This window comes from Streptomyces sp. NPDC021093 (assembly GCF_044333135.1).
Classification (GTDB): domain Bacteria; phylum Actinomycetota; class Actinomycetes; order Streptomycetales; family Streptomycetaceae; genus Streptomyces.
In genome coordinates, this window is sequence record NZ_JBIRQJ010000007.1 from 365,442 (window position 1) to 387,088 (window position 21,647).

Genomic DNA, 21,647 nt, shown 5'->3' on the forward strand with positions numbered 1-21,647 from the left:
GTCGTTCGATCAGCCTTGCTGGTCTAGGGTCGGACCGAGCCACCACACCGCCTAGGGGGATGCGACCGTGCGCGAGAGTGCCGCTGAACGTCATGACCGACTGCTGGAGCTGGTGCGCCGGCACGGCACCGCACGGGTCTCGGACCTGGCCGGGCTGCTGGGGGTCTCCCCCGTCACCGCCCGGCGGGACGCCGAGGCGCTGGCCGCGAAGGGCCTGCTGGACCGGGTGCACGGGTCGGTGTCGTGGCCCGGGGCACAGGACCCGGCGGCCCCGGGACAGCGGTCGGGCGACCTGGTGATCGGACTGCTCGCCCCCTCCGCGACGTACTACTTCGCCGAGGTGATCCGGGGCGCGCACGAGGCCGCGGCGCGGGCCGGGGCGCGGCTGATCCTGCGGATCTCCGACTACCGGCCGGAGGAGGACCGGGCTCGGGTGGAGGGGCTGCTCGCGGCGGGTGCGCAGGGAGTACTGGTGGCGCCCGGGTGGCGGGGGCCGCAGGACCCGGCGGAGTACGGGGAGTGGCTGGCCCGGCTGCCGGTCCCGGCCGTGCTGCTGGAGCGGCAGCCCGCGCCCGGATCGCCGCTGGACGGCCTCGACCGGGTCTGCTCGGACCACGCGTACGGTGCGCTGCTCGCGGTACGTCACCTGGTGGGGCTCGGGCACGGAGCGCCGGTGCTGGTGGCTCGGGCGGACAGCCCGACGGCCCTGTCGGTACGCGCCGGATACGCGGCGGCGCTGGGCTCGCCGGGGCTGACGGCGCCCCGGGCCGCGATCGACTCCGTACCGGCGGAGCTGGATCCGGAGGGGTTCGAGACGGCGGTACGACAGCTGTGTGCGGCGGTCGCGGACGGAGTGACGGCCGCGCTGGTGCACAACGACGTGGACGCGATCCAGATCGTGCAGCGGCTGGCGGAGCTGGGCGTGCGGGTGCCGGACGATCTGGCGGTCGTCGCGTACGACGACGAGGTGGCGGCGCTGGCGGACACGCCGCTGACGGCGGTGGCCCCGCCGAAGCGCGAAGTGGGGCGGCACGCGGCGGAGTTGCTGGTGGAGAGGCTGGGCGAGCAGGCGGGCGGGGGCGGCGGCCCGCGAGAGGCCCCGCGGCGGCACCTGGCACTGCTGCCGAGCCTGCGGGTACGGGCTTCGTGCGGGGCCGAACCGCAGGTTCCGGCAGCCTCCAGGACGTAGGCCCCGGCCGGCTCCCAGGGCATGGGTCCGGCCGGTCCCCAGGGCGTGGGTCCGGCCGGCCCCCAGGGCATGGGTCCGGCCGGTCCCCGCTCACAGGTTCCGGCAGGTTCCCGGGGCACATCCGGCTGATCTATTTTCGATCATTCGATCGTTCGCTCTTGACTTCGTTCAGGGCTGGTTCAAGGATCGCGGCCAACGCCAATGTCGCCGCCTTCCTTACAGGAGCCATGCCGTGAGCCGCAGTTGGAAGCGAACACCACTCGTCATAGCCGGCGCAGCCACCGCCCTCGCCGTCCTCACGGCCTGCGGCGGCAACGGTGGCGGCGGTTCCGCCGCCCCGGGGGCCGACGGCAAGCCCGTCGACATCACCTTCTGGGGCTGGGCGAAGGGCACCAAGGAAGTCGTCGACGCCTTCAACGCCTCGCACACCGACATCAAGGTGAAGTACGAGGAGATCCCGTCCGGCAACGCCGGCGGCTACGCGAAGATCTCCAACGCGGTGAAGGCCGACAACGCCCCCGACCTGGTGTCCATCGAGTACCCGATGCTGCCGGAATTCGTCAGCCAGGGCTCGGTGCAGGACATCGGCGCCCTGCTCGGCGACGACGCGAGGAAGAAGTTCCTGCCGCAGACGGTGGAACTGACGACGCTCGGCGGCAAGAACTGGGCGGTCCCCTTCGACGCCGCACCGCAGGCCTTCTTCTACCGCAAGGACCTGTTCGCCAAGTACGGCGTCCAAGTCCCCAAGACCTGGGACGAGTTCAAGGCCGCGGCCGAGAAGGTCAAGAAGGCCGACGCGAAGGCACGGATCGGCACGTTCTTCCCGGACGACCCGACGACGTTCCAGGCGATGGCCTGGCAGGCGGGCGCCCAGTGGTTCAAGGCCGAGGGCGACACCTGGAAGGTGAACACCACCGACGCGGCGACCGCCAAGGTCTCCGGGTACTGGCAGCAGCTCCTCGACGGCGACCTGATCCGCAACAACGCGTCCTTCAGCCCGGAGTGGACCAACTCCCTCAAGAGCGGCGGCACGATCGGCTACCTCGGTGCGGCCTGGGGCGCGGGCGTCCTGAAGAGCACCCTGCCGGAGCAGAGCGGCAAGTGGGCGGTGGCGCCGATGCCGACCTGGGACGGGAAGGCGGCCAGCGGGATGCTCGGCGGATCGACGTTCGCGGTGACCAAGGGCAGCGAGAAGGCGGCCGCGGCGGTCGAGTTCGCGAAGTGGATGACGACGACGGAGGCGGGCATCAAGGCCCGTATCGCGTCCGGCACTTCGAGCGCCTTCCCGGCCGCCGCCGCGCTGCGCCCGGCGGCGAAGAAGGCCTTCGACGCGAAGTACTACGGCGGTCAGGACATCTACCAGGTCTTCGAGGACGCCGGTACGTCGATCAGGGCGAACTGGTCGTGGGGGCCGAGCACCGGCACCACCAACAGCATCATCAAGGACCAGTTCGGCAAGGTCACCCACGGCGGCACGACGATCGCCGACGCGGTGCGGGCCGGCCATGCCGCGACCGTCGCCGAGCTGAAGAAGCGCGGCCTGAAGGTCGAGGGCTGAGCCCCACCATGGCCACCACGAAGGCTGGTACCCGGCCCGGTGCTCCTGCCACCGGGCCGGACGGCCCCGCCGCCCAGCCGTCGCGCGCCGGGGGCCGGGCCCGGGTGCGTTCGGCCGCCCGCGCCCGTACCAATGCCGCCGCAGCCCTCCTCCTCACGCCTTTCTTCGCACTGTTCGTCCTGGTGATGGTCGTGCCGATCGGATACGCGGTGTGGCTCAGCCTGTTCAGCGAGAAGCAGTCGGGGCTTGGCTTCGGCGGGGTCGAGACCGTGTTCAGCGGACTCGACAACTACACCGCCGCGCTGGGCGATCCGGCCTTCCGCGAGGGCTTCGCCGTACTCCTCGGGTACTGCGCCCTCTACATCCCGCTGATGATCGGCGGCGCCCTCGCGCTGGCGCTGCTGCTCGACTCGGCGCTCGCCCGCGCGCGCCGCTTCTTCCAGCTCGCGCTGTTCCTGCCGCACGCCGTGCCCGGCATCATCGCCGCACTGATCTGGGTGTACCTCTACACGCCGCAGCTCAGCCCGGTGGTCGACGCGATGGAGGCCGGCGGGATCGGCTTCGACTTCTTCTCGCCCTCGGGCGCCCTGCCCTCGGTGGTCAACATCGCGCTGTGGGAGTGGCTCGGCTACAACATGGTGATCTTCTACGCGGCCCTCCAGGCCGTCGACCGGTCCGTCCTGGAGGCGGCCACCGTGGACGGGGCGGGGGCCTGGCGCACCGCGTTCAGCATCAAGGTGCCGCTGATCAGGGCATCGGTGGTGATGGTCGCGCTGTTCACCGTCATCGGTTCGCTCCAGCTGTTCACCGAGCCGCTGATCCTCAACAAGGGCACGGGCTCCGCCGTCACCTCCACCTGGACGCCGAACATGTACGCCTACACCGCGGCCTTCGACCGCAACGACTACGGGCTGGCCGCGGCCGCCTCCGTACTCCTCGCCCTCACGGCCGCTCTGCTGTCGTTCGTGGTGACCAGGCTGTCCGGCGGGCGCAGACAGAAGAAGGCCGTGGACAAGCAGGAGAAGGCCTCGAAGGGGAGCACCGCATGAGCACCTCCGTCTCCTCTCCCTCCTCTCCCTCCTCCGTCTCCCCCGTGTCCCCCACCGCTCCTGCCGCTCCCGTCGGCCGCTGGCTCTCCCGTACGGCGGTCAACGGCGCGCTCGTCCTCGCCACGCTCTACATGCTCTTCCCCCTGGTGTGGCTGCTCACCGCCGCCACCAAGGACGCGGGCGGGCTGCTCGCGGGCAACGCCTTCTCCTTCGAGGGCTTCGACCTCGGCCGGAACCTCTCCGGCCTGGCCTCGCACGGCGACGGCATCTACTTCCGCTGGTACGGCAACTCCCTTCTGTACGCGGGCGTGGGGGCCGTCATCAGTTCGCTGGTGAGCGTGGCGGCGGGCTACGCCTTCGACAAGTACGCCTTCCGGGGCAAGGAGAAGCTGTTCTCCACGGTGCTGCTCGGGGTGCTGGTCCCGACGACCGCGCTCGCCCTGCCGATGTACCTGCTGGCCAGCAGGGTCGGGCTGGTCAACACCTACTGGTCGGTCCTGCTGCCGGTCCTGGTCCACCCCTTCGGGGTCTACCTCTCCCGGGTCTTCAGCGCGGGCTACATCCCGAACGAGGCCCTGGAGGCCGCCCGTATCGACGGCGCGGGCGAGCTGCGGATCTTCTTCTCGATCGGTCTGCCCATGGTCATGCCGGGCTTCGTGACCGTCTTCCTCTTCCAGTTCACCGCGATCTGGAACAACTTCTTCCTCCCCCTGGTGATGCTCTCGGACCAGAAGCTCTTCCCGCTGAGCCTCGGTCTGTACGCATGGAACTCCAACGCTCACGCCGAGCCGACCTACCTCCCGATGGTCGTCACCGGCTCCCTCCTCGCCGTCATCCCCCTGATCGTCGCCTTCGTCTCCCTCCAGCGGCACTGGAAGGCCGGACTCACCGCCGGCAGCGTCAAGTGACGGGCACTTCCTTAGCGCCGAACGACCCGATGAGGAGCCCGAGTTCCACCATGCACCACGCCACTGACAATCGCCCCGCGACCCTGCTCGCGATGGCCCCCGGCATCGCGGAACGCCTGCTCAGCGACGACCAGCGGACCCGCCTCGCCCAGCTCGCCCGCACCGACCCCCACCTGGTCGCCCACGATCTGCACGCCCCCGAGTTCGCGGCGGCACTCGCCGAGGCCGAGGTGCTCCTCACCTGCTGGGGCGCCACCCCGCTCACCCCCGACGTCCTGGCCCGGGCCCCGAAGCTGCGCGCCGTCGTGCACGCGGCCGGATCGGTCAAGCACCACATCACCCCGGCCTGCTGGGAACGCGGCCTCACGGTCAGCTCGGCCGCCGGGGCCAACGCCCTGCCCGTCGCCGAGTACACCCTCGCTGCGATCCTGTTCGCCGGAAAGCACGTCGCCAGGGCCGCCCGCACCTACCGCCGCCTCGACGGCTCCGGCCACGACTGGCGCACCGACCTGCACACCTCCGGCAACTACCGCCGCACCGTCGGCATCGTCGGCGCCTCCCGGATCGGCCGCCGCGTCATCGAGCTGCTGGCCCCCTTCGACGTACACACACTGCTGTACGACCCGTACGTCACCCCGGCCGAAGCGGCCCGCCTGGGCGTCGAGCCGACGGACCTGCTGACGCTGTGCACCCGCAGCACGATCGTCTCCGTGCACGCCCCCCAGCTCCCGGAGACCCGGCACATGATCGGCGCCGCCCAACTCGCCGCCATGCCCGACGGAGCCACCCTGATCAACACCTCGCGCGGCTCCCTCGTCGACGAGTCCGCGCTGCTCCCGCACCTGGAGTCCGGCAGGCTGGACGCCGTACTCGACGTCACGGACCCCGAGGTCCCACCGCCCGGCTCGCCGTTCTACACGCTGCCCAACGTCCTGCTCACCCCGCACCTGGCCGGGTCCTTCGGCAACGAGCTGCACCGAATGGCCGACCACGCGCTGGCCGAGCTGGAGCGGTACGCGGCGAGGGTCCCCTTCGCGGAGGCGGTACGTCCGGACGTACTGGACCACTCCGCGTAGCCCCTGCGGGAAACGCACCGAGGCCCGGCACCCCCGAAGGGGCGCCGGGCCTCGGCGTTGTTCAGCTACTGACCAGGTCAGTGGGAGTGGCCGTGGCCGCCGTGACCGGCGTCGGCCTCTTCCTCGGCCGGCTTCTCGACGACCAGGGTCTCGGTCGTGAGCAGCAGCGACGCGATGGACGCGGCGTTCTCCAGGGCGGAGCGGGTGACCTTGACCGGGTCGATGACGCCGGCCTTGACCAGGTCGCCGTACTCGCCGGTGGCGGCGTTGAAGCCCTGCCCGGCCTCCAGGTCGGCGACCTTGGAGGTGATGACGTAGCCCTCAAGGCCGGCGTTCTCGGCGATCCAGCGCAGCGGCTCGACGGCGGCGCGGCGGACGACCGCGACACCCGTGGCCTCGTCGCCGGTCTTGTCGAGGTTGCCGTCCAGGACCTTCACGGCGTGGACGAGCGCGGAGCCACCACCGGAGACGATGCCCTCCTCGACCGCGGCGCGGGTCGCGGAGATGGCGTCCTCCAGACGGTGCTTCTTCTCCTTGAGCTCGACCTCGGTCGCGGCACCGACCTTGATGACGCAGACGCCGCCGGCGAGCTTCGCCAGGCGCTCCTGCAGCTTCTCGCGGTCCCAGTCGGAGTCCGTGGACTCGATCTCGGCCTTGATCTGGTTGACGCGGCCCTTGACGTCCTCGGAGTTGCCCCCGCCGTCGACGATGACCGTGTCGTCCTTGGAGATCGTGACGCGGCGGGCGGTGCCCAGCACGTCCAGACCGGCCTGGTCGAGCTTGAGGCCGACCTCTTCGGCGATGACGGTGGCACCGGTGAGGGTGGCCATGTCGCCGAGCATCGCCTTGCGGCGGTCGCCGAAGCCCGGGGCCTTGACGGCCACGGCGTTGAACGTGCCGCGGATCTTGTTGACGACGAGGGTGGAGAGCGCCTCGCCCTCGACGTCCTCGGCGATGATCAGCAGCGGCTTGGAGCCACCGGCCTGGATGACCTTCTCCAGGAGCGGCAGCAGGTCCTGGATCGAGCCGATCTTGCCCTGGTGGATCAGGATGTACGGGTCGTCGAGGACGGCCTCCATACGCTCCTGGTCGGTCACCATGTACGGCGAGAGGTAGCCCTTGTCGAAGGCCATGCCCTCGGTGAAGTCGAGCTCCAGGCCGAAGGTGTTGGACTCCTCGACGGTGATGACACCGTCCTTGCCGACCTTGTCCATCGCCTCGGCGATGAGCTCGCCGACCTGCTGGTCCTGCGCGGAGAGCGCGGCCACGGCGGCGATGTCGGACTTGTCCTCGATCGGGCGGGCGGTCGCGAGGAGCTCCTCGGACACGGCCTTGACCGCGGCGTCGATGCCCTTCTTCAGGGCGGCCGGGGAGGCACCCGCGGCGACGTTGCGCAGGCCCTCGCGGACGAGCGCCTGGGCCAGCACGGTGGCGGTGGTCGTACCGTCACCCGCGATGTCGTTGGTCTTGGTCGCCACCTCCTTCACCAGCTGGGCACCGAGGTTCTCGTACGGGTCGTCGAGCTCGACCTCACGCGCGATGGTGACACCGTCGTTGGTGATGGTCGGGGCGCCGAACTTCTTGTCGATGACGACGTTGCGGCCGCGGGGGCCGATCGTCACCTTCACGGTGTCGGCAAGCTTGTTGACGCCGCGCTCAAGGGCGCGACGGGCGTCCTCGTCGAACTTCAGGATCTTCGCCATGGAGCTTTCTCAAGTCCTCTCGGAATACGAACTGCGCCCCTGGACGCCCGGCGTGTGAGCGGGGGCCAGGGGCGCAGAACAAAAAATGCGGAAGTGAATTACTTCCCGGCGTGCTTACTTCTCGATGATGGCGAGAACGTCGCGGGCCGAGAGAACGAGGTACTCGTCCCCGTTGTACTTCACCTCGGTGCCGCCGTACTTGCTGTACAGCACTACGTCGCCGACGCTCACGTCGAGCGGCAGGCGCTCGCCGTTCTCGAAGCGGCCCGGACCCACGGCGAGGACGGCGCCCTCCTGGGGCTTCTCCTTCGCGGTGTCCGGAATGACCAGGCCAGAGGCGGTGGTCTGCTCGGCGTCGAGCGGCTGGACCACGATGCGGTCCTCAAGCGGCTTGATGGCAACCTTGGAGCTTGCGGTCGTCACGATCCGGTCTCCCCCTTCGGAGATCTCACGGGGTTAACAGTCTGGGGTGGCGACCAGGTGGATCCGTCGTCGCGGGTGCCGGACCTGCCCGTCGCTGTGTTGGCACTCTCCAGTGGTGAGTGCCAGAGCCGAGACTATGACGCAGTTAGCACTCGGTCAAGCGGAGTGCCAATCCAAGACCCCCGGGAGTGATCCGGCCGCCCTCCGCACGGCATCGCGGCCGTCACAGGTAGTCCTCCAGGCGCGCCACCGTGAACCCCTGGTCCTGGATCCTGCGCAGCATGCGGGCCGTCATCTCGGTGATGGTCGAGCCCTTGAGCTCGTCGGGACCGCGGAAGTGCGCGAGAACGATGTCACCGGACTTGAGGCGGTCGCCCTCCGCGTAGCGCATGTTGTGGATCTGCATCGACTCGCGCCAGAGGACGAGGGCCCGCACCCCGCAGCTGCCCGCCGCGCGCACCGTGGCCTCGTTGTAGTTGCCGTACGGCGGGCGGAAGAGGGTGGGGCGGGTGCCGAAGCGGGCCGCCAGGCGGTCCTGCTGGCCGCAGATCTGCTTGCGCTGGCCCTCGTACGACAGCGTCCGCAGGTTCGCGTGTCCCGTGGTGTGGTTCTGGATCGTGCCGCCGCCGGCGTCGCGCAGGCGCTTGAAGTGGTCGTAGTCGCTCCCGGCGACGCTGTCCGTCAGGAACATGCTGATCGGGAGCTTCAGCTCCCCGACCATCCTGATGAACCGGGGGTCCTTCTCGGCCCCGTCGTCGAAGGTCAGGAAGACGACCTTGTCGCGGGTCCTGACCCGGTCCAGGACGACGGGCGGTCCGGACGCCTTGAGCACGGGCGTACGGTCCGGGTGCGCCGGGGCCGGTGCGAGGGGACCCGCCAGGCCCCAGCGCGCGTATGCCTTCAGGGGTACGCCCCTGGCGTCGGTCCCCGGTGCGGCGGGCGCCGGTGCCGCCTGCCCGGGGGTCGCCCCGGGCGTCGCGGACTTCGCCGCGGACCCTTCCCGCAGCTCTCCGGAACCGTCCCCGGCCCCTTGTCCCGCGCATCCGCTCACCCCCGCGACGAGCACACCGATCGCCACCGCCCCCGCCGCCCACAGCCCCGACCGGCGTGCCCGTCCTCGCATCACACGTAATCCTCCAGCTTGGCCACGGCGTATCCCTTGGCGGTGATCGTCTTCATGACCCGACGAATCATGTCGGGCATGGTCCCCTTCCAGTCACCCCGCCCCCGGAAATGTGTGAGGACGATGTCGCCGGGGTGCAGGTCCTTGTCCCATTCGCGCCATTCCATCCGGTCCGGGAAGGCCTCCGCCGCCCACAGCGGGACCGCCTTCACACCGCAGGACTTGGCGGCGACCAGCGTGTCCTTGTTGTAGTTGCCGTACGGCGGGCGGAAGAGCGGGGGGCGCTTGCCGTACCGCTTCTCGATGTTGGACTGCTGGCCGCAGATCTCGTGCTTCTGCTGTTCGTACGAAAGGCCGGGCAGGTAACGGTGGTTGAGGGTGTGGTTGTGCAGGGCCACGCCCTTCTTCTGCATCTTCTTGAAGTACGCGTAGTCCTCCTTCACCAGGTAGTCGGAGAGGAACGCGCTGTACGGGATCTTCAGCTCGTCCATCATCCGGATCAGCTCGGGGTCCTTCTCGGCCCCGTCGTCGATGGTCAGGAACACGACCCTGTCCTTGACCGGCACCGTCGTGAAGATCGGCGGCAGCCCCTCCGAGACCTGGCCGTCCACCTCGAAGCCCTGCCGGGCCTTGATCTTCGGCTTGACCCTGGGCGCCGGAGGCACGGCCAGCGGCGTCTGCACCAGCCCCCAGCGTCTGGCCGCCACCACCCGGGCCGCCTGCGCGGCCTTGGCCGCGGCCTGCTCCTGCCGCAGCTTCTCGGCGGGTGAGAGCAGGGCGCCGGCCGCGCCGTCCACCTTCTTCCGCCCCTCCCCCGTCTCCCCCGCCTCCCCCGCCTCTCCCGTCTCCTTCCCGAGGGCGGCCCCGCCCCGGCCGCCCGTCTCCTGCTCCGCCGGGGTCGCGCACCCCGAGGCGATCGCGGCCGTCACCAGAACCGCTACCGCCATGGTGCCCCGCCTGCGCCCGCCTGCTCCCGAGTTATCCACAGAGAGCCCTCTTTCTTCTGCTTGTCGTACAAGTCGCATGGCGCCGCATCCTGTCAGCGGGGCGGGCCGGGGAGCGGGCGACACGGGGAGGCGGCGCGGACGGTCGCCCGCCTGGCCCACATGCGGTGGGCGGGGCGGGGCAGGCAGGACGGGCGGGGTCGGCGGTTCTGCCGGGCTGGACCACAATGGGACGGGTGACGAACCACTCCGGCCGCCCTTCCGGCGACGACAACGCCGACGCCACCGGGACCCCGGGGGCCACCGGGATCCCCGGGACCACCAGCGCAATCACCACCGACGCCGGCGCTGATGCTGGCGCTGGCACCGGCGCAATCACCACCGGCACCACCGACACCACCGGCACCGGCACCGGCACCGAGGACGCCGCCCTCAACGCCTTCCGTGCCCTGCTCGCCCCCGAGGGCCAGGCCCTCCTCGCCGAGCTGCGGGACTACGACCCCGCCCAGGCCCTGGCGCTCGCGACCCGGCTGCGCCGCGACCACCCCGCCGAGCTGGTGTCGGCGGCGCTCGCCCAGGCCCGGCTGCGGCAGCGGGCTGCGGCGAAGTTCGGCGCCGAGGACGCACACCGGATGTACTTCACGCCCAACGGGGTCGAGCAGTCCACCCGCCGCTCCGTCGCCGAATACCGCGCGGCCCGCTTCCGCGACCTGGGCCGGCCACAGGCCACGGCCCCGGCCTCGCCCCCAGCCGCCGCCCCTGCCGCCACCCAAGCCGCACACCCGGCGCCAGCCGCCACCCAAGCCGCACACCCGACCCCGGCCCCGACCCCGGCCGCCGCCCAGACCCCCGCCCCCGAGCCCTCCGCCCCCGGCTCCCCGCTCTCCCACGTCCTCGACCTCTGCGGCGGCATCGGCGGCGACGCCCTCGCCATGGCCCGCGCGGGCCTGGCCGTCACCGCCGTCGACCTCGACCCCGCCACCTGCCTCGCCGCCCGCGCCAACGCGCAGGCCCTCCTCCCCGACCCCGCCGCGCTCACCGTCGTACAGGCCGATGTCCTGACGTACGACCTGACCGGCGCGCAGTCCCTCTTCATCGACCCGGCTCGCAGGTCAGGCGCGCGCGGCCGGATCTTCGACCCCGAGGCGTACTCCCCGCCCCTCTCCTTCTCCATCGAGGCGGTGCGCAAGGTCGGCACCGGCGCCATCAAGATCGCCCCCGGCATCCCCCACGAGCTCGTCCCCGACGACTTCGAGGCCGAGTGGATCTCCGACAACGGCGACGTGAAGGAAGCGGTCCTCTGGCACGCGCCCGGCAGCCAGAACCAGGACCGGCAGATCGTCGTCGGCACCCGCCGCGCCACCCTCCTCCCCTCCGGCGCGACCCTCGTCGGCCGCGGCCTCCCCAACCCCGACGTCCGCGAGGTCGGCCGCTATCTCTACGAGCCCGACGGCGCCGTCATCCGCGCCCACCTCGTCGCCGAGGCCGCCGAGGAACTCGAAGGCGGTCTGATCGACGAGACGATCGCGTACATCACCGCCGACGGACTGCACCCCACCCCGTACGCCACCCCGTACGAGATCACCGACCAACTCCCCTTCGGCGTAAAGAAGTTGAAGGCTCTTCTCCGCGAGCGCGAGGTCGGCATCCTCACCGTCAAGAAGCGCGGCTCGGCCGTCGAGCCGGAGGAGCTCCGCAAGAAGATGAAGCTCTCCGGCAAGAACTCCGCGACGGTCTTCCTCACCCGCGTCGCCGGCGCCCCCACCATGCTGATCGGCCACCCGGCCTGAGCATCGGCCGTACGGGACGGACGGACGGCGGGCAAGCGGGCTGACGAGGGCTCAGTCGCCCCTCTCCTGCGGGCAAGCGGGCGGACGAGGGCTCAGTCGCCCCTCTCCGCGCACTCCCGCACGTGCACGTTGCGCGCCGCGATGAGCCCCCGCATGTACCGGTCGAGCGCCACCGCTTCCACGCCCGCCCCCAACCACCCCAGTGGCGCCGCGAATTCGACGACATCCCGCATCACCGTCCCGCCGCGTCCGTCCGGCTCGAACCAGTGCGCGTGGTGCCACCGTGCGAACGGCCCGGTCACCTGCTCGTCCACGAAGTGCCCCGGCCGTTCGTACGCGGTGATGCGCGAGGTCATCCGCCACCGCACGCCGAAGTGCCTGGCCTGCCAGGTCACCGTGTCCCCGAGCACCATCCGCCCGGCCCGCACGCCCCCGACGATCCGCTCGCCCGAACCGGCCATCGACGCCGTGTGCAGATCCACGTCCAGCGACAGGTCGAACACGGCCGCGGGTGGCGCCCCGATACGCGTGACGACCTCGAATCTCTTCATACGGGGATGCTCGCACGGGCGCCGAGCCGGTGGTCCGGCAGACGTACGGGCCGGACGATGCCACCGCAAATCCCGTGCGGCGCGAGATCCCCGTAAGTAGGGTCGCGCCCATGACCCAGCCGCCCACGACTCCTCCGACCGTGACTCCTCTGCCCGTGACTCCCCTGCCCGTGACTCCCCTGGAAGACGCACTGAGTGAAGTGCAGCGCGTGCTCGGACCCCGCGCCGAGGACGCCGGCGGTGCCGACTGGTCCGTCCCCGCCGGATCCCTGACCTGGTCCTGCTGGGATACCGCCGCGCACATCGCGCACGATCTGGCCGCGTACGCAGGGCAGTTGGCGGCCCGGCCGGCGGACCGCTATCTGCCGATGGACCTGACCGTCCGGCCCGGGACCGCCCCGGCCGACGTACTGCGCGTGATCGCCGCCGCAGGCGGGATGCTCGGCGCCGTGCTGGCCGCCGCCGGGCCCGAGGTGCGGGCGTACCACTGGGGCCCGTGCGACTCGACGGGGTTCGAGGCGATGGGGGTGGCCGAGGCGATGCTCCACACGTACGACATCACGCAGGGTCTGCGGGTGGAGTGGACCCCTCCGGCCCGGCTGAGCACCTTCGTGCTGGAGCGACTGTTCCCCGATGCTCCCAGCGCCCTGGACGCCTCCGCGGGCGGGCCGGCGCAGGTGTTGCTCTGGTGCACCGGCCGTGGCGAACTCCCCGGCCGCGAGCGGCGTACGGAGTGGGTGTGGCAGGCGGCGGTGAAGGAGTAGTCGGTGCGGGTCGGTGCGGGTCAGTGCGGGTCGGCACCGAGCGAGTGCCGGGCAGCGCTGCCCGATCAGCCCTGTCCCGCGTGCGACACCGACCGGCGACGCCCCGGCACCCGTACCGCCCACCGGTAGTGACCCACCGCCTTGACCGACCCCAGCAGCCCCACCACCCACATCACGCAGCCGAAACCGATGAAGTAGGTGGCGTCCGCGTACGTCGTCGACCCCGGGCGCGCAGTCGCCGCGTACCCCAGCGAGGTCCACAGACCGACCGCCGCGAGCACGAAGGAGGGAAGCAGCCAGCCGAGGCTGCGGGCGGGGGCGCACAGCCGGGCGTCGACGGCCGGGTCGGGGCCCAACTCGGCCCAGGCGCGCAGACGTTCGCGTATCGTCCGGTCGCGCTTCACGCCCAGCCAGAGCAGGATGACGGCGGGCACGATCGCGCCGATGGCCGGTACGAGGAAGACGCCGCCGATCACCATCTCGGGGAACATCCCGCCCTCGAAGGACTGGAGCGCGACTCCGACGCACCCCCACCCGACCGCGAGCAGCACCCCGTACAGCCAGAATCCGACGGCCGCGGGCGCTCCGAGCCATCTGCGGCCCAGCTCCTCCATCGCGCGCGCCCGGTCGGTCAGCATCGCCTCCCGGTCCGGCCACGCCCGGATGTCCGGGGCGGGCGGAGGCGGCGGCAGGGGCGGGCGGGGCATGGGCGTCCTTCGTACGTACGGGGCAGGTGGGGCATGCGGGACGGGCGGGCATGCAGGCATGCAGGCGGGGCCGCGTTGACGCTACCGCGCGCCCCCGGCCGTACGAACAGCCGGGGCCAGAGGTCCAGGCCCAGCAGCTCTAGAGGTCCGTCAGCTCTTCCGCGTACACCTGCGAGAGCGGCTGCGGGCCCACGTACTGCTGGCAGTTGCAGCTGCCCGCCTCGAAGCGGACCGGCTTCTTGTTCTCGTCCCAGGCGGTGGGCGTCTCGACCGCCTCGTGGCACTTACCGGCCTTGTCGTGCTTGGCGAGGTGGTGCGTGCAGCCGCAGATCGGCTCAGGCGGCTTGTTGGCCGCTTCGATGGCCTGGCGTTCCTTGCGCTGCACCTCGATGCGCTCCAGCTGGCGCTTGTGCCGGGTGGCCAGCGCCTGCTGTCCCCTGCTCGCGATGCTGCCGAAGCCGCCCATCATGAAGAAGATGAACACCCACCAGTACCACTCCATCTGACTGACGCCCCTTCCCCGGCCGCACGCTCGTGCGACCAGGGTACGCCGCTTCGGTCAACATGGTCTAAAAGCGGAGGAGTTCCGCCGCGTTGCCCTCGGGCACGAGCGCGTCGAACACGCCCGTACGGTACGGATATCCGCTGCCCAGCAGCAGCCGCTCCGGACCGAACGTCACCGCGGCCCGCCGCAGGGCGTCCGCGTCGGCGACGGCGTGGTGGTGGAAGGGGTTGAGCGGTCGATCGGGCGGAGTTCTGCCGGTGGTGATGAGGCGGATGCTCGGATACGAGGCCAAGTCAAGCCCCTCGTAGGCCTGTTGGGTGTCCTCGCCACCCGTGGGATGCAGCAGGAGTACGGCACCTCGCAGCTCCAGCGCGTCGAGGAGCGGGACGAACTCCGGGTCGGAGAGCGGGCGTCCGAGGACGGTCGTGGTGACGGCCGCCCCCAGAAACCCCAACTCGTCGATGGACCGGCCCAGTTCGTCGCCCGCAGCGAGACCGTTGGGCAGCGGGAGCGCGGCGAGCGCGCGGAACCGGGTGGGGTGGGCGCGGATCAGGTCGGCGTACGCGGCGTTGGCGACGCGCGCGGCACCGAGCGCCTGCGAGGCATCGCCGAAGTACGGAGTCAGGGGCGGCGCGGACAGCACCTGCACTCCGACCCCGGCGGCGTCCATGGCGGCGAGACGGGCATCGATCTCCGACGGGGTGCTTCCGCCGCCCCCGCCACGCAGCCCGGTGGTCGTGGCGGGCGAACCGTGGAGCTCGTCGAGCATGTCGAGGTAGAGCTCGGGGAAGTAGTGCGCGTGGACATCGACCCTGGTCATGGACGTGCCGCCTCCTCGGTGGGTACTCGTACGAGGCTGCCACGGGCGGGGGCGGGGCGCGCGGTGGGGGCACGCGGTGGGGGCACGTGAACGGGCCGTGGCCGAGGACCTCAAGGTCTCCGGCCACGGCCCGTCGGCGCCGCCCTCGTCACCCCTTCGGGCCCGCAGGATCGGCGGGGCTCGCCGGAGCGGCCAGTTCCGCAGGGGTGAGGGCGCTCGTCGCAGCGCGGTGGTGGCCGCACCAGCCGACGTAACTGAAGTTGTCGACGTACTTGGCGCTCATCCAGCCGGAACGGTCCCACAGCTTGAACCAGATGCTGTTGCCGCCGACGTTCTGACCGCGCACCTTGCAGGCGATGCGGACGATGGCGTGCGCACGGTACGAGCCGATGTTCGCGGAGTGCGTGGTCGGGTGGGACCGGACGATCTGGCCGGTGCGCGAGGTCACCCTGCCGCCGACGCCGTGGCGGGCGGCGACCGCGCTCACGGCCTGTACGGATTCGGCCGCCTGCGGTGCGGCGACGGACGTGACCGGCGTGACCGGCGCGACGGATGTGACCGGCGCGGCAACGGCACCGGTCGGCGCACACACCGCGAGCACGACGCCCAGGGACACCGCGCCCAGAGCGGCCTGGGCCACCTTCAGCTGCGTAACGAACATACGGCGGACTCACTTTCTCGACGGGCGGAGGGGGGTACCCCCCTGGCACCGCCGAGTCTCAAGTCGAATTGTCCGAAAAGCGGTTAACGCCACTCGGGAGTCATCGGGAGTCAGCCATATGGCCCACCGGCCCCAGCGCAGGCCTAAGGCTGCCTGTCCACCGACTCGAACCGCCACCTGTGCACCGGCCGGGAGATCAACTCGGCCTCGGGCTCCGGGAGTTCGGGCAGCTCCGCGTCGTAAGGAGCGTCCCACCAGGTGAGTACGAGAACCCGGTCCTGCGGCGCCCGGAAGATCTCGCGGCGCAGCGGCGGAGTGGCGAGGACCTCCGCCTGGGCGTAGGCCCACTCAAGGAGCTCGGGGCCCTTGCCGTCGACAGCGCGGGCCTCCCACATCAGCGCGAGGGTCATGAGTAGAGGTTGTCCTTGCTGATCTCGTGGACGTGGTCGTGGTCGTGGGCATGCCCGTGGCCGTGCGCGTGACCGTGCGAGTGACCCTCCCCGTCGCCCTCCCCGTGGCTGTGCGCATGACCCGGTACGTGCGGTTCCGTCACCGGCAGCGAGGAGTCAGCGGACAGGTCCCAGTCCGACGCGGACCTGCCCCTGGCCACCATCTCGGCCCCCAGCGCCGCGACCATCGCGCCGTTGTCCGTGCAGAGGCCGGGGCGCGGCACCCGCAGCGTGATGCCCGCCTTCTCGCAGCGCTCCTGGGCGAGCGCCCGCAGCCGGGAGTTCGCGGCGACGCCGCCGCCGATCATCAGGTGGTCGACGCCCTCGTCCTTGCAGGCGCGTACGGCCTTCCTGGTCAGGACGTCGACGACCGCCTCCTGGAAGGACGCCGCCACGTCGCGCACCGGCACCTCCTCGCCCGCGTTCCGCTTCGCCTCGATCCAGCGCGCCACGGACGTCTTGAGGCCGGAGAAGGAGAAGTCGTACGCCGGGTCGCGCGAGCCGGTCAGGCCCCGCGGGAACGCGATCGCCTTCGGGTCGCCCTCCTTGGCGAGGCGGTCGATGACCGGGCCGCCGGGGAAGCCGAGGTTGAGCACGCGGGCGATCTTGTCGAAGGCCTCGCCCGCCGCGTCGTCGATGGTCGCGCCCAGGGGGCGTACGTCGGAGGTGATGTCCGGGGCGAGGAGGAGCGACGAGTGTCCGCCGCTGACCAGGAGCGCCATGGTGGGCTCGGGGAGCTTGCCGTGCTCCAGCTGGTCGACGCAGATGTGCGAGGCGAGGTGGTTGACGCCGTAGAGGGGCTTGCCGAGTGCGTACGCGTACGCCTTGGCCGCCGTCGTGCCGACGAGCAGCGCGCCCGCGAGGCCAGGACCGGCCGTGACCGCGATGCCGTCCAGGTCGGAGGCCGCGATCCCGGCCTCCTTCAGGGCCCGCTCAATGGTCGGAACCATCGCTTCCAGGTGCGCGCGGGAGGCGATCTCGGGGACCACTCCGCCGAACCTGGCATGCGTGTCCACGCTGGACGCGACCGCGTCGGCGAGCAGCGTCGTACCGCGGACGATGCCGACGCCGGTCTCGTCGCAGGAGGTCTCGATGCCGAGGACCAGGGGCTCGTCGATACCGCTGGTGAGGTTCATGGCTGGATCTCTTCTGTCTCTTCGGTCGTCGTACGCCGCATCACGAGCGCGTCGATGTTGCCTGGCTGGTAGTAGCCGCGGCGGAAGCCGATCGGCTCGAAGCCGAAGCGCTCGTAGAGCCGCTGGGCGCGGGTGTTGTCGACGCGCACTTCGAGCAGCACCTCGGTGCACTCGAAGGCGGTCGCGTGCTTGAGGAGGTCGGCGAGGAGGCGGGCGCCGAGGCCCGTGCCCCACTGGTCGCGGGAGACCGCGATGGTCTGCACGTCGCCGAGGTCTCCGGCGGCGGCGAAGCCCGCGTACCCGACGAGGCGGCCGGTCTCCCGGTCCTCGGCGACGACGTAGCGGCGGGTGGCACGGGGGCCGCGCGCGTACGCCAGCTCGGACCAGAACATGCCGGACGACCAGGCGTCCTCGGGGAACAGCTCGTGCTCCAGGGCGAGCACGGGCCCGATGTCCCACCAGCGCATCTCGCGCAGGGCCGCCGAGTCGGCCCGGTCGCTCAACCTGCTCGCAGCAGCCGTCACTTGGGGGTGACCACCTTGTAGTTCTTGGGCACCTGCGCGTCGGGGCGGCGCAGGTAGAGGGGAAGCGGCGGCAGGAACTCCGTCCCCGCGGCCAGTTTCTCGGCGGCCAGCGAGGCGAGCGCCGCCGCCGACACGTGCTCGGGGCCGCGCGCGTCCGGGAAGGCCTCCGGGTAGAGGAGCGCGCCGGCACCGGCCACCGGCAGGCCCGCGAGCTGCTCCGCGATCTCGGCGGGGCGGTCCACGGCGGGCTCGGTGGTACGGGTGCGCGCGTCGTCGTACCGCGCCCAGTAGACCTCCTTGCGGCGGGCGTCGGTCGCCACCGCGAAGGGTCCTTCGATACCGCCCCCGGCCCCCGGGCCCGTCCCCGGGCCTGTCCCCGGTGTCCCCGCCCCCGCCGCGTACGCCAGCGCGTCCAGCGTGCACAGGCCGTGCACAGGGACGCCGAGCGCGAAGGCGAAGGTCTCGGCGGTCGCGAGGCCGACCCGGAGTCCGGTGTACGGGCCAGGGCCCACGCCCACGACCAGACCGGTGACGGCGTCGAGCTTCAGACCGGCCTCGCGGAGGGTCGAGTCGATCAGGGGCAGCAGCAGTTCCCCGTGCCTGCGTGCGTCGACCCGGGTGGTCTCGGCGACGACGGACGAACCGTCGTGGAGGGCGACGGTGACGGCAGGGGTGGCGGTATCAACAGCGAGCAGGAGCACACAAACAGCCTACGGCCCGCGCAGCGGAAGCACGGCGTCCGTACGGGCCGTACACCTGCTGCTACCGTCACGACAAAGTCGCGCGGAACGTCGCGCGGAACCGTCGCGCAGACCTCGGACTGAGTCGGAACGAAAGGTGCAGCAAGGTGGCTAGCAGCAGCTCGGGAATCGTGGCCGGGCTCACCGCGGGGGCACTCGCCGTCGTCGGTTTCCTCGCCTACCAGGCATCGGCGAGCGCGCCCGAGTCGGTGGCCGCACCCAGCTCGTCCACCTCGCCCGCCGCCACCGGCCCCAAGGACAAGGCCCGCAAGCCGTCACCGCTGGCGCTGCCCGCGAACTCAGGCAGCGGCACCCGGGTGGTGTATTCGCTGGCGGGCAAGCGGATCTGGCTGGTGGACTCCCAGGCCCCGGCCGGCACCAAGCCGCGGACCTTCCCGGTCGCGCCGAGTGCGGTCAGCCCGGCGCCGGACACCTACAAGGTCCTCACGCGCTCCTTGAAGATCACGGGCTCGGACGGCAAGCCGGTGGAGCACGTGGTGCGGTTCGCGAACGTCGACGGGACGACGATCGGCTTCAGCGCGGCCGTCGACGGCACGATGCCGACGCCGGGCGCGACGCCGCAGGAGGGCACGGGCGCGGTCCGCCTGAGCCGGGCGGACGGCACCGCGGTGTGGGAATTCGCCACGGTCACCGTCAAGGTGGTCGTCGTCCCTTAACCCCAGGACCTGTAACCCCAGGACCTGTAACCCCAGGGCCCGTAACCCCAGGGCCCGCAGCTCTCGGACCCGTAACCCCGCGCCCGAACACACTCGAACGAGGGGATCGCCTAGGCGGCGTCGCGCTGCCCGGCGGTCCCCTCTTCGCTGTCCCGGGTGCGGGCCGAGGACTGGCGGGGCGGGGTGGACACCGCCGTGGCCGCGGCACAGGACGCGAGCAGGGCGCTCATGGTGACGGGAGCGGTGACGGGAGCAGGCGCGGGCGCGGCAGGCGTCATGGGCTTCTCGACTTCTCGTTCCGGTGCCGACATGGACGCCTCCTGGGGCGACGGGAGCAGGCGCAGGGCGATGGTGGTTAGGCTGACCTAACCAAGGCCTCGGAACCCATGTGACCATGCCCGGCACCCCCGATGCAACATCTTCCCGACACCTTGTCGGAAAGTACGGTGTGCCAGGAGAACGCACGGCGCGACGGCCGGGTTCCCGCCCCTGCTCCCGAACCGCGTCCGGCCCTGATCCCGGTCAGCCCCCCAGCGCCGTCAGCTCTTCTCCCGCCCAGCGCGCCCCGATGCCGTCGAGCCGTACCTTCCGTACGTCGTCGTCCGTGTCGCCCGTGGCCCGGTCGATGACGACGTGCAGCCGGTCGTCCGACAGTTCCTCGACCTTGCCGTCGCCCCACTCCACGACGATCACCGATTCGGGCAGCGAGACGTCCAGGTCGAGGTCCTCCATCTCGTCGAGACCGCCGCCGAGCCGGTACGCGTCGACGTGCACCAGCGCGGGCCCCGCGCCGAGCGGCGGGTGCACGCGGGCGATGACGAAGGTCGGCGAGGTGACGGCGCCGCGCACCCCCAGGCCCTCGCCGAGGCCGCGGGTCAGCGTGGTCTTGCCCGCGCCGAGCTCACCGGTGAGCATCACGAGGTCGCCGGGGCGCAGCAGCTTGGCCAGTGCGCGCCCGAACTCCCCCATTTCGGCGGGGGAGTTGACGGTCAGCGAGTGGGAGTTGACCGGGCCGTTGTCAGGGGCGTTGTCAGAGGTGTCGTCAGGGGCTTTCTCAGCGGCCCCGCTGTGCGGTGCTTCCATGGGAATCAACGTTAGCCGCCGGCGGTACGGCCCCCACGCGCGCCAGCAGCTCGGCGAGGTGGCCGTTCACCAGCTCCGGGAGTTCCAGCATCACCAGGTGCCCGGCGCCGGGGACGATCACCAGTTCCGCGTCCGGGAGCAGCTCGGCGATGGCCTCGCTGTGCGAGCTCGGGGTGACCAGGTCCTTCGTGCCGGCCAGCACCAGCACCGGCACCTCCGCGAAGATCGGGAGCGCCGCCGCCTTGTCGTGTTCCTGGAACAACGGGTAGAACTCGGCGACCACGTCGATCGGCGTGCCCTCGATCAGGCGCTCCGCGAACCGGGCGACCGCCGGGTCCACGTCCCCCGACCCGAACGAGTACCGCTTGACGATGCCCGTGAAGAGGTCCGCGGTGGCCCGGCGCCCCCGCTCGACCAGCTCCGCCTGCGAGCCCAGGGTGCGCAGCACGCGCGGCAGGATGCGGCGTATCGCGTTCATGCCCGCGACCGGCAGCCCGAAGTTGACCTCACCCATGTGCCCCGACGACGTACCGACGAAGGCGACGCCGACGACGCGTTCGCGGATCAGCTCCGGGAACTGGTCGGCCAGCGCCATCACCGTCATCCCGCCCATCGAGTGCCCCACCAGCACCAGCGGCCCCTCGGGCGCCGCCGCGTCGATGACGGCCCTGAGGTCGCGGCCGAGCTGGTCGATGGTGACCTGCTCGCCGTCGGCCTGGGCCATGCCGCGCGCGGAGCGGCCGTGGCTGCGCTGGTCCCAGTGCACGGTGCGCACGACGCCGCGCAGGGCGGCGCGCTGGAAGTGCCAGGAGTCCTGGTTGAGGCAGTAGCCGTGGCTGAAGACGACGGTGACGGGGGCGGGCGCACGGCGGCCGAAGAGCCCCCGGCGCCTGGCGGGGACGTCCGGCTCCGGGTCGTCCGTCTCGTAGTAGATCTCGGTGCCGTCGTCGGCGAGTGCGGTGCCCGGGGTGCCGCGCAGCGCACCGTACGGGCCGGCCGCGTCCAGGGCCAGCCGGGCCTTCTTGCGCATGCCCCGGCCGACGGTGAGCCGCTCGACGGCGACACCGGCCGCCGCGCCCGCGGCGACCACGCCTATGGCTGCTCCGGCCAGTCCGGCCCGGCGCCAGTTGCCGGAGGCGGCCGCTCCGGACACCGCGTCCGTCACCGCCTCCGTGACCTTCTGCGCCACGCCGGCCGCGCCCTCCGTGCTGCTCTCGCTCACGTGCCGCTCCTTGCTGGTGCGCCTGCCGGGCCGACGGTCCGCCCG

At 71.6% G+C, this 21,647-nt stretch carries 24 protein-coding genes; 8 read left to right on the forward strand and 16 right to left on the reverse strand.

What is annotated here, in order from left to right; translation table 11 throughout:
- Nucleotides 1-67: 67 nt before the first annotated feature.
- The 5 genes from ACH4SP_RS23655 to ACH4SP_RS23675 all read left to right on the forward strand — a co-directional run bounded on the left by ACH4SP_RS23655 (nucleotide 68) and on the right by ACH4SP_RS23675 (nucleotide 5,780).
- The gene (locus ACH4SP_RS23655) at nucleotides 68-1,189 is read left to right on the forward strand and encodes a substrate-binding domain-containing protein (RefSeq protein WP_398417526.1); all 1,122 of its coding nucleotides are present in this window, start codon (nucleotides 68-70) and stop codon (nucleotides 1,187-1,189) included.
- A 232-nt stretch (nucleotides 1,190-1,421) separates the two neighbouring features.
- Complete coding sequence (locus ACH4SP_RS23660) at nucleotides 1,422-2,747, forward strand: ABC transporter substrate-binding protein (protein WP_398417527.1); 1,326 nt, start codon at nucleotides 1,422-1,424, stop codon at nucleotides 2,745-2,747.
- Nucleotides 2,748-2,755: 8 nt separating this feature from the next.
- Nucleotides 2,756-3,796, forward strand: coding sequence for a carbohydrate ABC transporter permease (locus ACH4SP_RS23665; protein WP_398417528.1), 1,041 nt, complete (start codon nucleotides 2,756-2,758; stop codon nucleotides 3,794-3,796).
- Nucleotides 3,793-4,704, forward strand: coding sequence for a carbohydrate ABC transporter permease (locus tag ACH4SP_RS23670; protein ID WP_398417529.1), 912 nt, complete (start codon nucleotides 3,793-3,795; stop codon nucleotides 4,702-4,704). The genes ACH4SP_RS23665 and ACH4SP_RS23670 overlap by 4 nt, the downstream gene beginning before the upstream one ends.
- 50 nt (nucleotides 4,705-4,754) lie before the next feature.
- Nucleotides 4,755-5,780, forward strand: a complete 1,026-nt coding sequence (locus ACH4SP_RS23675; RefSeq protein WP_398417530.1) for a hydroxyacid dehydrogenase — start codon at nucleotides 4,755-4,757, stop codon at nucleotides 5,778-5,780.
- 77 nt (nucleotides 5,781-5,857) lie between these two features.
- On the opposite strand, the gene groL is transcribed toward ACH4SP_RS23675, so the two are convergent.
- The 4 genes from groL to ACH4SP_RS23695 all read right to left on the reverse strand — a co-directional run bounded on the left by groL (nucleotide 5,858) and on the right by ACH4SP_RS23695 (nucleotide 10,054).
- Nucleotides 5,858-7,483 carry a chaperonin GroEL gene (groL, locus tag ACH4SP_RS23680; RefSeq protein WP_398417531.1) on the reverse strand — a complete coding sequence of 542 codons (1,626 nt, stop codon included), beginning with the start codon at nucleotides 7,481-7,483 and terminating at the stop codon, nucleotides 5,858-5,860.
- A gap of 114 nt (nucleotides 7,484-7,597) precedes the next feature.
- Nucleotides 7,598-7,906, reverse strand: coding sequence for a co-chaperone GroES (gene groES / locus ACH4SP_RS23685; RefSeq protein ID WP_398417532.1), 309 nt, complete (start codon nucleotides 7,904-7,906; stop codon nucleotides 7,598-7,600).
- A 223-nt stretch (nucleotides 7,907-8,129) separates the two neighbouring features.
- Nucleotides 8,130-9,029, reverse strand: a complete 900-nt coding sequence (locus ACH4SP_RS23690; RefSeq protein ID WP_398417533.1) for a polysaccharide deacetylase family protein — start codon at nucleotides 9,027-9,029, stop codon at nucleotides 8,130-8,132.
- Nucleotides 9,029-10,054 carry a polysaccharide deacetylase family protein gene (locus tag ACH4SP_RS23695; RefSeq protein ID WP_398417534.1) on the reverse strand — a complete coding sequence of 342 codons (1,026 nt, stop codon included), beginning with the start codon at nucleotides 10,052-10,054 and terminating at the stop codon, nucleotides 9,029-9,031. The genes ACH4SP_RS23690 and ACH4SP_RS23695 overlap by 1 nt, the downstream gene beginning before the upstream one ends.
- A gap of 368 nt (nucleotides 10,055-10,422) precedes the next feature.
- Here ACH4SP_RS23695 and ACH4SP_RS23700 point away from each other — a divergent pair, with 368 nt between their 5' ends.
- Nucleotides 10,423-11,763, forward strand: coding sequence for an SAM-dependent methyltransferase (locus tag ACH4SP_RS23700; protein ID WP_398417770.1), 1,341 nt, complete (start codon nucleotides 10,423-10,425; stop codon nucleotides 11,761-11,763).
- Nucleotides 11,764-11,855: 92 nt separating this feature from the next.
- Here ACH4SP_RS23700 and ACH4SP_RS23705 read toward each other — a convergent pair whose 3' ends face one another.
- Nucleotides 11,856-12,314 carry an SRPBCC family protein gene (locus tag ACH4SP_RS23705; RefSeq protein WP_398417535.1) on the reverse strand — a complete coding sequence of 153 codons (459 nt, stop codon included), beginning with the start codon at nucleotides 12,312-12,314 and terminating at the stop codon, nucleotides 11,856-11,858.
- Nucleotides 12,315-12,523: 209 nt separating this feature from the next.
- Here ACH4SP_RS23705 and ACH4SP_RS23710 point away from each other — a divergent pair, with 209 nt between their 5' ends.
- Nucleotides 12,524-13,078, forward strand: coding sequence for a hypothetical protein (locus ACH4SP_RS23710; RefSeq protein ID WP_398417536.1), 555 nt, complete (start codon nucleotides 12,524-12,526; stop codon nucleotides 13,076-13,078).
- Nucleotides 13,079-13,143: 65 nt separating this feature from the next.
- On the opposite strand, the gene ACH4SP_RS23715 is transcribed toward ACH4SP_RS23710, so the two are convergent.
- The 8 genes from ACH4SP_RS23715 to tsaB all read right to left on the reverse strand — a co-directional run bounded on the left by ACH4SP_RS23715 (nucleotide 13,144) and on the right by tsaB (nucleotide 18,581).
- Complete coding sequence (locus ACH4SP_RS23715) at nucleotides 13,144-13,785, reverse strand: hypothetical protein (RefSeq protein ID WP_398417537.1); 642 nt, start codon at nucleotides 13,783-13,785, stop codon at nucleotides 13,144-13,146.
- Between the two features lie 139 nt (nucleotides 13,786-13,924).
- The gene (locus ACH4SP_RS23720; protein ID WP_398417538.1) at nucleotides 13,925-14,287 is read right to left on the reverse strand and encodes a hypothetical protein; all 363 of its coding nucleotides are present in this window, start codon (nucleotides 14,285-14,287) and stop codon (nucleotides 13,925-13,927) included.
- A 67-nt stretch (nucleotides 14,288-14,354) separates the two neighbouring features.
- Complete coding sequence (locus tag ACH4SP_RS23725) at nucleotides 14,355-15,110, reverse strand: amidohydrolase family protein (protein ID WP_398417539.1); 756 nt, start codon at nucleotides 15,108-15,110, stop codon at nucleotides 14,355-14,357.
- A 148-nt stretch (nucleotides 15,111-15,258) separates the two neighbouring features.
- Nucleotides 15,259-15,771 carry a hypothetical protein gene (locus ACH4SP_RS23730; protein ID WP_398417540.1) on the reverse strand — a complete coding sequence of 171 codons (513 nt, stop codon included), beginning with the start codon at nucleotides 15,769-15,771 and terminating at the stop codon, nucleotides 15,259-15,261.
- 143 nt (nucleotides 15,772-15,914) lie between these two features.
- Nucleotides 15,915-16,181 (reverse strand): hypothetical protein, encoded by a 267-nt coding sequence (locus tag ACH4SP_RS23735; RefSeq protein ID WP_398417541.1) that lies wholly within the window; start codon nucleotides 16,179-16,181, stop codon nucleotides 15,915-15,917.
- Nucleotides 16,178-17,356: a tRNA (adenosine(37)-N6)-threonylcarbamoyltransferase complex transferase subunit TsaD gene (gene tsaD, locus ACH4SP_RS23740; protein ID WP_398417542.1), complete on the reverse strand. Its 1,179-nt coding sequence runs from the start codon at nucleotides 17,354-17,356 to the stop codon at nucleotides 16,178-16,180. The genes ACH4SP_RS23735 and tsaD overlap by 4 nt, the downstream gene beginning before the upstream one ends.
- A complete protein-coding gene (gene rimI / locus ACH4SP_RS23745; protein WP_398417771.1) occupies nucleotides 17,353-17,823 on the reverse strand; it encodes a ribosomal protein S18-alanine N-acetyltransferase in 471 nt (156 codons plus the stop codon). Before rimI ends, tsaD begins: the two co-directional genes overlap by 4 nt.
- Before the next feature lie 53 nt (nucleotides 17,824-17,876).
- A complete protein-coding gene (gene tsaB, locus ACH4SP_RS23750; protein ID WP_398417543.1) occupies nucleotides 17,877-18,581 on the reverse strand; it encodes a tRNA (adenosine(37)-N6)-threonylcarbamoyltransferase complex dimerization subunit type 1 TsaB in 705 nt (234 codons plus the stop codon).
- A gap of 146 nt (nucleotides 18,582-18,727) precedes the next feature.
- On the opposite strand from tsaB, the gene ACH4SP_RS23755 reads away from it, so the two are divergent.
- Nucleotides 18,728-19,297 (forward strand): hypothetical protein, encoded by a 570-nt coding sequence (locus ACH4SP_RS23755; protein ID WP_398417544.1) that lies wholly within the window; start codon nucleotides 18,728-18,730, stop codon nucleotides 19,295-19,297.
- Between the two features lie 110 nt (nucleotides 19,298-19,407).
- Here the strand turns inward: ACH4SP_RS23755 and ACH4SP_RS23760 are convergent, their stop codons facing one another.
- The 3 genes from ACH4SP_RS23760 to ACH4SP_RS23770 all read right to left on the reverse strand — a co-directional run bounded on the left by ACH4SP_RS23760 (nucleotide 19,408) and on the right by ACH4SP_RS23770 (nucleotide 21,602).
- Nucleotides 19,408-19,608, reverse strand: a complete 201-nt coding sequence (locus ACH4SP_RS23760) for a hypothetical protein (protein WP_398417545.1) — start codon at nucleotides 19,606-19,608, stop codon at nucleotides 19,408-19,410.
- Between the two features lie 211 nt (nucleotides 19,609-19,819).
- Nucleotides 19,820-20,380: a tRNA (adenosine(37)-N6)-threonylcarbamoyltransferase complex ATPase subunit type 1 TsaE gene (tsaE, locus tag ACH4SP_RS23765; protein WP_398417546.1), complete on the reverse strand. Its 561-nt coding sequence runs from the start codon at nucleotides 20,378-20,380 to the stop codon at nucleotides 19,820-19,822.
- A complete protein-coding gene (locus tag ACH4SP_RS23770) occupies nucleotides 20,352-21,602 on the reverse strand; it encodes an alpha/beta fold hydrolase (protein ID WP_398417547.1) in 1,251 nt (416 codons plus the stop codon). Before ACH4SP_RS23770 ends, tsaE begins: the two co-directional genes overlap by 29 nt.
- Nucleotides 21,603-21,647: the final 45 nt, after the last annotated feature.